This is a genomic window from Alteromonas genovensis (assembly GCF_010500895.1).
GTDB lineage: Bacteria > Pseudomonadota > Gammaproteobacteria > Enterobacterales > Alteromonadaceae > Alteromonas > Alteromonas genovensis.
The window spans coordinates 26,734-39,404 of the sequence record NZ_JAAAWO010000012.1; the positions used below are offsets into that span (position 1 = coordinate 26,734).

Consider the following 12,671-nt stretch of genomic DNA (forward strand, 5'->3'; position numbering starts at 1 on the left):
AAATTAACGGGTAGGGTATAACGATAGATGATATTGCAATGGCTTAAAAGACAGCTCACATTAGCAGCAGGGTCATCGCTAACAAAGCAACTTAGCGGTAGGTATATCAATAACACGGATTTACTGGCTATTGATGTTGAGTTGACTTCACTTGATGCCAAAGCCACTGATATTACATCTATAGGATGGGTGGCAGGTAAGGGCGGGCAGTTGTCACTAAGTTCTTGCGAGTACTTTGTTATAAACACATCGGCTGCGTTAGGCCAAAGCCCAGTCATTCACGGGCTAACCCATGATATTTTGGCCCAAGGCAAGCCGTTAGCCGTGAGCTTAGATAAGTTGATGCCACTGCTTCAATCGTCAGTGCTGGTGTTTCACAATGCGAGCCTTGATTTAGCAGCGCTTAACAAAGCGTTTATAGAACTGTCTTTACCTGTTATAGATGTTATCTACATTGATACGCTTAAGCTCGCGGTTTATCAGTTGAGCAAACAGCATCAAGTGCTTCCTACCAATAGTGCAACACTTACCGTGTGTCGACAGCGATTAGACCTTCCAAGCTGTCCTGAACACAACGCCCTTGATGACGCACTTGCCACAATTCAGCTGTTATTCGCTCAATTTGAGCAATTTGGATTAGACCAAACCAGTCCGTTATCGCAACTGCTGCACACTAAGGCGTTAGGAAAATATCGATTGGGAGAAACACAGGACAGATAAAAGCACAGAAGAGGTAAAAACGTAGCCAATGAAAAAGCTGAGATTAAACAAGTATTCGTCTTTTTGTTTCTCGCACAGGGGTATCATACTCAGCTTCATCAAGTCCTTCTACTTTCAAACGATTTCGACCATCGGTTTTTGCAAGGTAAAGGTTTTTATCAGCTTCTAGCATGACATAGTCTATCGTTTTCTCATCGTCCGCGTTTTTAGTCGAGAGTCCTGCGCTTAATGTGACCCTATCAAATTCAGAGGCGTCATGCTTGATATTCAATTCATATACGGTTTCTAACAGCCTCTTTGTGACTACAGCGGCGCCTTTTGTGTCCGTATTGGGCAAAATAACTAAAAACTCTTCGCCACCGATACGAACCAGCTTATCCATAGGCCGTTTTAATGTGTCACTGATACACTGGCTGACTTTCCACAGACAGCTATCGCCGTCTAAATGACCGTACATGTCGTTGAAAAGCTTAAAGTGGTCAATATCTAATATGACAAGTGACAGGGGCGTAACATTGCGAAGCCCATCGCGAACAAGTCTGGGAAGATAATCATCGAGGTAATGGCGGTTATATGCGCCAGTTAGCTTATCTATATAAATAAGCTTTTCGAGCAAGTCATTGCGTATTTTATTTTTAAGGTGAGACTTTACGCGATTTAGCAGTGTGCAGGCGTTAACTGGCTTTACGACGAAATCCACACACCCAGAGTTCCAGCATTTAGATTCTTCTTCTTCCGTTGAAGACGAAGTAACAAAAATAATGGGTATGGATTCACACTGAGGTTTTTTACGCAATAATGCCGTGGTGGCGTGACCGTCTAATTCCGGCATGGACACGTCCATCAAAATTAGGTCAGGCTTTTTAAATCGGCAGTGCTCGATGGCCGCTTTGCCAGAGTCAACTGAAACGCACGAAACCATATCTGTCAGTAAGGTTTCTAGTATGAGTCTGCTACTAGCATCGTCATCTACAATAAGAACGTTACAATCAGAGAGTGCTCTGTTGTCAACTTGTTCGATGTACACAGCAATTCCTCGTTAGGGTACTACTCTGAGGCAGTATTTCTTTTAACTCTACACCTACGCCAGAAAAAAAGTTATTCAACATAAGTTTAAATTACAGAAATCTAATATGTCGGCAAAACTGATTTATAATTTCAGTGACCGAACAAAAAAACCACCGCGCGGCACGGTGGTTTTAGTATGTTTTCTAGTTTTCGAGACTATAACGCTGCTGCGACATCAGCAGGTAGCAATACTGCATCAATGACGTGGATCACGCCGTTTTCAGCCATTACGTCAGCTTTCACAACGTTCGCGTTGTTAATTTTTACTTTACCCATGCCGGCATCTACCGTTACGTCGCTACCTTCCACTGTGGTCGCAGATGAAAGCGATACTACGTCTTTCGCAGCTACTTTACCTGCAACAACGTGGTAAGTAAGAATTTGCACCAAGGTGTCTTTATTCTCTGGCTTTAACAGCATTTCCAATGTACCAGCAGGAAGCGCTGCAAAGGCGTCATTAGTAGGTGCAAACACGGTAAACGGTCCGTCACCTTTTAATGTGTCTACTAAACCACCTGCTTTTACCGCAGCCACCAAGGTTGAAAACATTGGGTTGCTCGCCGCTGTGTCAACGATATCTTTGTGGTCACCCATTTTATGGTGTCCAGCGAATGCAGATGAGCTCACTACTAAAATAACTAAAGCACTTAAAAACTTACGCATAATATTTCCTTTTGAGTTTATCCAACGGGTTATATAAATTTACTATATTTTAACAAATTTGATTTCGCTTATGATTACGGTGGTTTCTCAAAAAGTGATGATTAACTTTATGTAACACGAGAGCTCTTAGTGTCGAAATGCGTCTGTGGAAGGGCGCGAGGCGTTGAAAGACGGTTTTATTTATTTTGTCCGGCGCAGTAAATATAAAAAGAGGCAAAGCACATTGAAGGGGGGATAACTCAAATTAAATACAGAGAAAAGCAAGTTTATCAGGGCAGTCTATACTTATAGTAGCGAATGACGCTTCATCGGGGCTCGAAGCGCGCTTTTATTGAGCGGCTTCATGAAGTGCCTGTGAAAAGCGCATGAGGAGTATATGCCATGCCTACCCAATCATTATTAACACTATTAATAATAACGGTGTGTTTAGCTGCTTGCCAAAGTACACAGCAAGATTATCGTGCAACTGCAGATATCAAGCCCTTATTAAAAGATGAGTTGTTTCCTAGCTATCATCTTTTCCACGTTGAGTCAGAGGAAGATGTATTTTATCTCGGTGAAGAAGCAAAACGCTTTGCAGAGCGTTCTGCCTACGACAACGCATTAAATGCAAAGAATGTTAGTGGCTTTGTAAACGCCATTTTAGACTACTCAGACAATGGCATGGTGTACCGCAATAACGCGAATACGGTGGCAAATACCACTTTTAATAACCGAGCGGCTAATTGCCTATCGTTGTCAATAATGACCTTCGCCTTAGCCCAACACCTTGGATTGGATACTACATTTTACGAGGTAGACATTCCAGAATACTGGACCCGCAGAGATGGCTTTAGTTTGCTCAATGGGCATATCAATTTAAGGGTAAGTGCGCCAGAAACCTCAATGGCAATTACCATAGGAACAACCTATGCCGACGTGGACTTTGATCCACAGGTCATTCGAAGTCACTTTCCCCGCATTCCCGTATCGCAAAAAAATGTGTTAGCCATGTTTTATAATAACAAGGGGGCAGATGCATTTGTGGCCAATAGCTATACCCGTGCATACAGCTATTTCAGAGCCGCAGCCAAAGTTGCGCCAACATTACAGCAAACCTGGACAAATTTAGGCGTGCTTTATCGTATGCAGGGAGATTTTGAACAAGCTCAACGGACTTACGAACACGCGTTGTCTCTTGATCCTGAAAACTTAACCGTATGGGAGAACCTCGCTATTTTGTATCGATATCAAAATAGGCGGGAGGAAGCGGCTGAACTGTTTAGCAAAATAGAAACAAAAAGAAAGACTAACCCTTTTTATCATTTTATCCTTGGCGAGCAATCATTTGAGGATGGTAAGTTTGAGAAAGCGCTGAGTCACTATCAACGTGCTGTACGGCTAGACAGAAAGAATCATGAAGTGTTATTTGGTATGGCTAAGACCTATTTCGAATTGGGCGATACTAACAATGCCGTACGTTACCTAAAAAGTGCAGAGACCTACGCACCAGATGATTATAGCGCTGAGCGCTATTCATCAAAGCTTGCTGTACTGGCTCGACGCTGAATAGAGATGAAAATAAGCGGATAGAAAAAAGCCACGGACAAGCCGTGGCAGAAAGGTAACACTACAAAAGGAACTTAACTTAAATCACGCCCAGCTCACGAAGGCGCTCTTGCAGGTATGAGCCTGCGGTATGACGTTCTGAAAGAACAACATCTGGTCGAGGGTGCAAAAACAAAGGTAGTGAAATACGAGCCTTTGTCATGTCTGCGCCATCAGGATTCACTACCCTGTGGGTTGTTGATGGGAAATAGTGGCCAGATGCTTCTTGAAGCATGTCACCAATATTCACAATCAAACTACCAAAATCACAAGGGACATCTAGCCAGCTGCCATCTTTCGCTTGAACCTGAAGGCCCGGCTCATTTGCAGCTGGTAAAATAGTAATTAAATTAATATCTTCATGAGCAGCAGCGCGAATTGCGTCTACCTCCTCATCACCGCTTAGTGGCGGATAGTGGAGAATACGCAAAAGGGTTTGATCTGAATCTTTAATCATATCCCCTAGCGGCTGACTGTACTTATCACTTACATCACTTGGCGAGTGAGACTCAATCCAACTCAATAACTCTGAAGCAAGCGTGTTGGCTTCTTTGTAGTATTGAGATACCTGAGGACGTAGCTCTTCTGGACACTGGCCCCAAGGGTAGTAGTGATAATACTCTTTGATGTCTTTTTTCGTGAAACCCTTGGCTACCTCAGAAACGCTCTGAGGGAAAAATCCGTCTTGCTTACCTTTGTTATAAAGGTAATCGTTCTTCTGTTCACTATTGAAGAAACCCTGCCAATTGTCATAAATGCCTTGAACCAAAGACTGCTGAATAGGGTGGTTCTTTAGAACACCAAATCCAGTTTCCCGAAGTGATTTAACAAATTCTTCTTGTGCGTTTTCAGCTTGGTAATCAACAGCAACTAATTGCATAACGTTATCCCGTATATTTTGATTGCGGCATTATAAAGGTAGACGGGCTACAGAAAAAAGACGCAGTCGTTGATTCAGATCAACGCCTGCGAAGAATATGCGTAATTTACATAAACCTGACCGTTTAGTCTAGTAAAAACTAGACCAAATAGTCTGTTTAAAAAAATTTTAACCGAGAGAAAGGAAAACGCCAGCTAATGCAGCACTCATTAAGTTTGATAAGGTTGCAGCAATAACTGCCTTTAATCCCAGTCGCGCAATTTCTTTTCTGCGTGTTGGTGCCATCGCACCAATTCCGCCCATCAAAATAGCGATAGAAGAGAAGTTTGCAAAACCACATAATGCAAAGGTGATAATGGCCTGAGAGGCTTGAGACAGCTGATCTTGGTTATCTAAAAAGCTGAGGTAAGCGACAAACTCGTTAACCACCATCTTTTGTCCAATAAAGCTACCAGCAAGTTGTGCTTCTTCCCATGGTACGCCGATTGCCCATGCTAGTGGCTGAAGAACAAACCCCAGGATCCCTTCAAAAGTCACGTTTTCATAGCCAAAAAGCCCCGCGGTCCAGCCAATGAGGCCGTTGAACATGGCAATAAGTGCTATGAAAGCGAGTAGCATTGCACCTACGTTTAACGCAAGCTGCATGCCTGACGCTGCACCACTAGCAGCATCAAATACGTTGGCGTAGCCTGCACTGTCAGCATCTACGTCGTGTAAATCTTCGTTAGGCTTAGTCGTTTCAGGCAAGATAATTTTCGCCATCAACAATCCACCTGGTGCCGCCATAAAGCTCGCGGCCAGTAAGTATTTAAGGTCTACGCCCATACCTGCATATCCGGCCATCACAGAGCCCGCAATTGATGCCAAACCACCCACCATAATGGCAAATAGCTCAGAACGCGTCATGTGTGGAATAAAGGGGCGAACTACCAGGGGCGCTTCGGTTTGACCGACAAAGATATTTGCTGCTGAAGACATTGACTCAGGTTGACTGGTGCCTAATAGCTTTTGCAGAAGACCACCAATAATTTTTATAACAACGCCCATCACCTTAAGGTGATAAAGCACCGCAATCAGTGCGGAGAAGAAAACAATAACGGGAAGTACATTAACCGCAAATATAAAGCCAAGAGAATTATTGCCCAGGGGGCCAAATAAAAAGTTTATTCCGTCTTGGCTGTAGCCAATGATATTGCCAACAAATTCTGTTGCTTTGAGGAGGAACTCCTTGCCGGGTTCAAAATACAGGACAAACGCACCAACGCTGGCTTGAATGGCGAATGCACCACCAACAGTGCGCCAGTTAATGCTGCGCCTCGCCGACGACATCGCTAATGCAATACCTATTAGGAGCGCAACGCCCAGTAAACCTACCATAATGTTATTCCCTTAAAGAAGCGCTTGCTGAATGTGTGATTTGATCACATCTAATGCAATTTGATTTTTTCCACCCTGCGTTACTACTACGTCGGCAGTAAAGCGGCTTGGCTCAATAAACTGGTGGTACATTGGTTTTACTGTTTCTTCGTATTGCTTGGCCACAGACTCTATAGAGCGCCCGCGTTCTTTTAGGTCGCGCATCATTCTGCGCATCAAGCAAATATCCAATGGTGTGTCGATGAAGATTTTCACATCGTATAAAGGAAGGAGATCCGTACGAGCAAGCAACATAATACCTTCAAGAATGATAACTGGTGCTGGATTTAAGCGCTCAGTTTCAGGCAAACGAGTATGTGTTTTATAGCAATAGTGAGGATAGTCAATTGGCTGGCCCTCTCTTAACGCCTGCAAATGCGCTTTAAGCAACTCGTGCTCAAATGCGTTTGGATGGTCGTAGTTATTTTGCTCGCGCTGCTCCATGGGCAAATGATCTTGCGCACGATAGTAATGATCCTCGCGCAAAACCTGTACAGGACGGCCTTGTGCGCTGAATCCGTTAAATAAATTTTTCGTAAAAAGAGACTTCCCAGAGCCTGACGCTCCAGAAATGGCAATAATTAATGGCGATTGCATAGTACTTTAAAGCTGGTTTTGTTGGTGCAAAGATACGCGCTTAGCCCTCACGAATCAATGTTATATTCATGTTTCGTTAGTCTTTGGTCTGGTCTTTGCTAGGTCTTTTCTTGAAGTTCACCGATATTTCAAGGTATTGCAGGCCCTTCATTAAAACATGAAGATGTTATCCAATTGGTCAATATCATTCACATACAGCGGGTTGTTGTTCAAATTTAAAGCAAGCTGTCTAGACTAAATCCCTAGTTACCAATTATTTCTATGTCAGCTAACGCAATCTTGGGTAAAGCATAAGAATGTTGTTTTGAGCGAGACCCTTCACCTTGTGCTCTTGGCGGATAGTAGGTTTCTTTTTCCGTAACGAAGTTGGCAAATACTTCATCAAGTGCTGCACGAATTTCGCTGAGGGTTTTATCTAAATTAGCATTGAAATCTGGCCTTTTTCGTTTGGTATGACCTAACTCAATAAGTCGACCAAAACTTTTATTTGCCAGTGCCACTAACTCGCTAGGTACGTCTTTGTGCGGTGGTAAAGGCTCTTCAGGATTCTCAATGCAGAATTTGACTAAGGCGGTATAAAAGCACAGGGGTTTGTTTTGCAAGATTACTACATTGTCAGTAACGCCATTAGATATGGTTTTATCTTCCAAATTAATAATAAGTTTTGGAATAGGAGGTAACAGGGCCTCTTCTCGAAGGGCTCTTTGTTTTGCGGTAAATCGTGTATTAATTGCAAACACTGGCGTCACAAGCAAAGCTATGAGTAAAGCTGTCCAGCTAAAATAAAGTGCGTGGGAAGTAGGCTTGCTTACTATTTCAATATCTATACGTTGTTCAGCATTTTTTAAAACTGTTGTGTGGGTTTTTGGAAAGTTGACTTCGGTGATATCCTCGCTTTTAAATTCTTCACCCTGAATCGACTTCACTAAAATAGGGTAACCTCGCTGCGACAGCTCTTTATTTAGCTTTGTAGTGTATTGCCATATTGCGAAGCTGTTTACCGGAGTCTGCAGAGTTTGATTACCCACATCTAAAAAAGCACTGTCCAAACTAATTCTTCGCTCAACCTTATCAATAGCTCGTTGAAGGGTGCTTTGGTAAGAAAGCAGTTGTCCAGTAATGGCAACGGTCTGTAATACTAAAAAAAGTATGGCCCCGTTGATGAAAATTCTTCGTTTAGGTTTATACGACACGTTGCTCAATATATTCACTGGCAGCCTTCCTCGAGCACAATGTTTTTATAGTAAGGGCGAGGGTGTTCCATAGCGATATCATGGATGACTGTCTGCATTGCGCAAAATAAATCGGTATTTTCTGTCTGCATCTTCAAATACCAGCGCATTCCACTTACCTCCTGCAATAATGGAGTTGTATAGTTCTTTGATAAGATTTCTTCATCGTCTTTTGCCCAATAAGAGGAAATGATATCAACCTCTCCGGCCAAGAGTGCTCGTCTCAGTTCCTGATGTGAACTGTAATAAACTATACTGACATTGGTATCGGTTAACCCCAGCTTTTTAAGCACAGTCTTTGGAACGATGTGCCCCGAGCGGCTGCTAGGGTAGTCGAGCAAGCCAATTCGTTTACCCAATAAATATTCTTTTTTCAATTTGGGTTGCTCTCGCAATGAGATAAAAAATGCCCCGTAATTTGGGTGAGATGCGATAGGGGTTAAACCATAAATATCATTGGCTGCGAATGCGTCTACCACATTCCTTTTCACTAAGGCTAAATCAACCACACCGTGGTTTATATATCTAAAGGTGTCGTAGTCGCTCTGGCCAATGATTACTTTTACTTCTCCATATTGCCGCTTTATGACACTATTGTTACAGATTTTTTCGCTAGCGAGCTGTGCAATTCGGCGGTCTGTAACATATACTGAAAACCGGTCGGCATTGGCTAAAAATTCGGCATTGCAGGTTAAAACTTGACCCGTTTGCGGCGGTATGTCAGCTAAATTTGTCAAATTTGAAAAGTAATTAACAGAGACACAGCAAACTACTGCGAGTATTAATAACCACCATTTTAAATAAGAAAAAATGCGATGAGTTGTCAAACAGCGACCAAAGAGTTTAATTATTGAATGTTGTATTTCAACAGTTAAGATTATTTATTGCAATAGGTAAATTTATTTGAACGGGATATAATACTGTTTTTAATCATATTTGTCTGAGTTAAACTGATTTTTGTTAAACGCTGTTTATTAGTCGCAGTTGTGGCAAGAATACCGACGTAAATTGTAAAAAGGATCAAATAATAATAATAAGTAATTTAACTTGACCGTTTGGTCAGCTTAAATGTCGCGCATTTGTTGTAAAAAACCAAATCTGCGTAAATAAAAATGCAATTTTGTAATAAAAGTGACACGAAGCTAAAAGACAATCTAGCGAACTTTCGCCCATACCTGGGCGAGCAAAATTGTCGGTAACATCTAATTAGAAAAATTCTACAAAAAGGGAAACACACATGAACTTTAAAGCAAAACTGAGTCGCGTCGCGATCGCTGTTGCTCTCTCTGCAGGACTTTCCTCCGCAGCCTTAGCGCAACAAACTTCATCGGGTATTCGTGGCACAATTTTAGATCCTGCAGGTGCCCCTGAAGCGGGTGTTGATATTACCGTAACCCACCTACCATCTGGTACACGCAGAACTGTCACTACCAATGAGGATGGTAATTACACGATACAGGGCCTACGTGTAGGTGGGCCATATAAAGTAACTATCGATTCGAAAGAGTTTGAGGACCAAACACTTGACGGGCTTTTTTTACAGTTAGGCCAGTTTGAAAAAATAAACAGAAAACTAAATTCAAACGATGTCGAAGTCATCACAGTTTCGGGTTCTTCTACTGGCTCATACTACGAAAATATTGGTGCCAGCAGCTATTTTGGTGAAGAGGCTATACTTGGCCAATCAGGTCTTACGCGAGACATAAAAGACGTTATTCGCGCCAATCCACTTGTATCTGTCGGTACTGGTGGCTCACGAGAGCTATCAATTGCGGGTAACAACCCGCGTTTCAATAGTATTACAGTAGACGGTATTAGCCAGAATGATAACTTTGGCCTAAATGGTGGCGGCTTTCCAACTCAGCGCTCACCTTTTCCTTTGGATGCACTGGACCAAATTACTGTCGATACAGTGCCCTTTACGGCTAAGCAAGGTGGATTTACTGGTGGCTTGATTAACGCTGTATTTAAATCTGGTACCAATGAGGTTAGTGGGAACTTCTTCTACGAAAAAATTGGCGATGAACTCGCGGGAGACACTGTAGATTCTCGTGGAAATGATACGGAAATCACATTTGGTGAAGTGACTTATGGCGCTACATTTGGTGCTCCGATAATCAAAGATAAACTGTTCTTCTTCGGCGCTTATCAAAAACTTGATATTGACACTGCGCTGGAATGGGGACCTGCAGGAGCTGGATTTCCGAATGACACTGATATCACTTTAGACGAAATTAACGAAGTAATTAATATCGCTCAAAATGTGTATGGCCTGTCGTCAGATCAGGTTGGTGGATTTGAAGCTTCTCCGGTAGAAGAAGACGAAAGTATCGTAGCTAAATTAGATTGGAACATAAACGACTACCACCGAGCGTCTTTAACTTATCAATACAACAAAGGTAACGTAACTGCTAATTTAACCAACAATAATGGCACGTTAACTCTAAGTTCGGGTTTCTACAACCGTAGTGATGAACTTCAAAACTATAGTGCAAAACTTTATTCTGACTGGAGTGATAATTTCTCCACTGAGATTGCATTCAACGTTCAAGACGTAGATAACGGCCAAGTTTCTTTCAGTGACATTGGCTCAGTGACAATTGAAGAGGTTGGAGAGCTTGAGAGTGATGTTGAATTTGGTACTGATCCATCGCGTCATGCTAATAAACTAAGTAGTAAGAATACGACTTTCAGAATCGATGCTAACTATCTCTGGGATGATCACAATATTGAGTTTGGTATTGAGAATCAGTCTTTAGAAGTATTTAATATCTTTCTACAGAACTCAAAAGGAACTGTGGTATTCGAAGGGCTAGAAAACTTTAGAAATGGTCTTGCTGCTTCTTACGATTACCAGAATGGTATTGCAAATAATCCTGCAAATGCAGCCGCAGAATTTACAAATGACACATTAATGCTCTATGTACAAGATACATGGGATATTAATGATGATTTAACGTTAAGTCTTGGTGTTCGTTACGAGCGTTTCTCGTCTGATGACAGACCAGAATTCAACGAAGCAAGCTTTGCAAGAACAGGGGTTCGCAATGATGCTACGTTCGACGGCAGAGATGTAGTTTTACCGCGTTTCAGCTTTAACTATGCATTTAATGATGACGTAACCTTGCGTGGTGGTATCGGCATGTTTGCCGGTGGGCAACCAAACGTATGGTTAGGTAACTCATTCTCGCAGGCTGGCGTAAATTCAGGTCAATTCCAAGCTCAAGACGTACAAATCACAGGTGCAGATATTACCGGTGTATTACCGGCTGCCTCTGCAGCGATTCCTGGCACCGTTGATGAGTTACTTGCATCAGGTGCCGAAGGAGTAGTGTCTCTACTTGATCCGGATTTTGACATCCCGACTGATATCCGCTCGCAAATTGGTGTCGACTATGTGTTCGATATCCCTGGTATTGGCGAGCAGTTTACTTGGTCTACTGAATACATATACACAGACAGAGATGATGCGCCTCACTGGATTGATGTATCACTTCCTGGAATTAGTCAAAGCCCTACATCTGGCGGTAGCACTGCGCTGACTGCTACGGGCCAAACGCTTTATGTTGACGATGATGAAAACCGTGACCTTATGTTGACGAATTCTTCAGGTGGTCGTTCTAACATTATTACAACTAGCTTGAATAAATCGTGGGAGCAAGGCGTATCTATGTCTTTGTCTTACGCATATCAAGACATCACGGAAGCTAACCAAGGCACTAGCTCTACATCACAAAGCAACTATCGTTTCTCCCCTCAAATAAACCGAAACGACGCGCTCCTTGGCACTGGCCGATTTGAGACAGAGCATCGTTTAGTAGCCTCAATAGGGTATAAGACTGAGTTCTTTAGCGGATATGAAACGAACTTCAATTTATTTTTTGAGCGTCGTTCTGGCCGTCCAATCTCTTACACAGCTGCAATGGATAGAGGATTATTAGAATTCGGTAGTGATGAATTTCGCAACGCCGCATTTAGTCCTGAATTCAACAGCGGTAATTACCTAGCTTACATTCCTGATGTTAACGACCCTAATGTTGTTTATGCATCGCCTGAGCTTGAAGCTGAGTTACAAGCTTCAATTGCGCAGGCCGGTCTTGCTGGGTATGCAGGTGGGTTTGTACCGAAGGGCGCTGCAAGTGAGCCATGGATTACGACACTTGACTTAAGCGTGACGCAAGAAATTCCTGGATTGATGGAAGGTCACAAAGGCCGTTTGATCTTCATTGTAGATAACTTGCTAAATTTAGTTGATAGCAGTGCAGGTCGTGTAAAAACTTCTAACTTTGGTACATTCCGCTTATACGACGTTGACACACTTGACTCACAAGGTCGTTATGTGATCGACAGAGTTCGCGACGATTCGACAGCGTTTGATTCTGACGATTCAACCTGGAGAATCAAAATTGGTATTAGTTACGACTTCTAATCAAATGATATAAGACATTTGTAGTGTGAAATGCCACTGTCCTTTAAGGACAGTGGCATTTTTTTTGATCTAATCATTC

At 42.5% G+C, this 12,671-nt stretch carries 10 protein-coding genes; 3 read left to right on the forward strand and 7 right to left on the reverse strand.

Annotated features, from left to right (window positions below; translation table 11 throughout):
- The first annotated feature begins 27 nt into the window (after nucleotides 1-27).
- On the forward strand, nucleotides 28-720 hold the full coding sequence (locus GTQ48_RS14475) for a 3'-5' exonuclease (protein WP_163107312.1): 693 nt from the start codon (nucleotides 28-30) through the stop codon (nucleotides 718-720).
- 43 nt (nucleotides 721-763) lie between these two features.
- Here the strand turns inward: GTQ48_RS14475 and GTQ48_RS14480 are convergent, their stop codons facing one another.
- Both GTQ48_RS14480 and GTQ48_RS14485 read right to left on the reverse strand, forming a co-directional pair.
- The gene (locus GTQ48_RS14480; RefSeq protein WP_163107313.1) at nucleotides 764-1,747 is read right to left on the reverse strand and encodes a diguanylate cyclase; all 984 of its coding nucleotides are present in this window, start codon (nucleotides 1,745-1,747) and stop codon (nucleotides 764-766) included.
- Nucleotides 1,748-1,944: 197 nt separating this feature from the next.
- Nucleotides 1,945-2,451, reverse strand: a complete 507-nt coding sequence (locus GTQ48_RS14485) for a fasciclin domain-containing protein (protein WP_163107314.1) — start codon at nucleotides 2,449-2,451, stop codon at nucleotides 1,945-1,947.
- Nucleotides 2,452-2,832: 381 nt separating this feature from the next.
- Between GTQ48_RS14485 and GTQ48_RS14490 the strand changes: the two genes are divergently transcribed.
- A complete protein-coding gene (locus GTQ48_RS14490) occupies nucleotides 2,833-3,999 on the forward strand; it encodes a tetratricopeptide repeat protein (RefSeq protein WP_163107315.1) in 1,167 nt (388 codons plus the stop codon).
- A gap of 79 nt (nucleotides 4,000-4,078) precedes the next feature.
- Here GTQ48_RS14490 and GTQ48_RS14495 read toward each other — a convergent pair whose 3' ends face one another.
- The 5 genes from GTQ48_RS14495 to GTQ48_RS14515 all read right to left on the reverse strand — a co-directional run bounded on the left by GTQ48_RS14495 (nucleotide 4,079) and on the right by GTQ48_RS14515 (nucleotide 8,900).
- Nucleotides 4,079-4,918 carry an isopenicillin N synthase family dioxygenase gene (locus GTQ48_RS14495; RefSeq protein WP_032095509.1) on the reverse strand — a complete coding sequence of 280 codons (840 nt, stop codon included), beginning with the start codon at nucleotides 4,916-4,918 and terminating at the stop codon, nucleotides 4,079-4,081.
- 168 nt (nucleotides 4,919-5,086) lie between these two features.
- A complete protein-coding gene (locus GTQ48_RS14500) occupies nucleotides 5,087-6,295 on the reverse strand; it encodes a NupC/NupG family nucleoside CNT transporter (protein WP_163107316.1) in 1,209 nt (402 codons plus the stop codon).
- A 12-nt stretch (nucleotides 6,296-6,307) separates the two neighbouring features.
- Nucleotides 6,308-6,931 (reverse strand): uridine kinase, encoded by a 624-nt coding sequence (gene udk, locus GTQ48_RS14505; protein WP_032095511.1) that lies wholly within the window; start codon nucleotides 6,929-6,931, stop codon nucleotides 6,308-6,310.
- A 242-nt stretch (nucleotides 6,932-7,173) separates the two neighbouring features.
- On the reverse strand, nucleotides 7,174-8,142 hold the full coding sequence (locus tag GTQ48_RS14510; protein ID WP_338023330.1) for a hypothetical protein: 969 nt from the start codon (nucleotides 8,140-8,142) through the stop codon (nucleotides 7,174-7,176).
- Nucleotides 8,139-8,900, reverse strand: a complete 762-nt coding sequence (locus tag GTQ48_RS14515; protein WP_239060143.1) for a PhnD/SsuA/transferrin family substrate-binding protein — start codon at nucleotides 8,898-8,900, stop codon at nucleotides 8,139-8,141. The genes GTQ48_RS14510 and GTQ48_RS14515 overlap by 4 nt, the downstream gene beginning before the upstream one ends.
- Before the next feature lie 500 nt (nucleotides 8,901-9,400).
- Here GTQ48_RS14515 and GTQ48_RS14520 point away from each other — a divergent pair, with 500 nt between their 5' ends.
- Nucleotides 9,401-12,592 (forward strand): TonB-dependent receptor, encoded by a 3,192-nt coding sequence (locus tag GTQ48_RS14520; protein WP_163107317.1) that lies wholly within the window; start codon nucleotides 9,401-9,403, stop codon nucleotides 12,590-12,592.
- The last annotated feature ends 79 nt before the right edge of the window (nucleotides 12,593-12,671 follow it).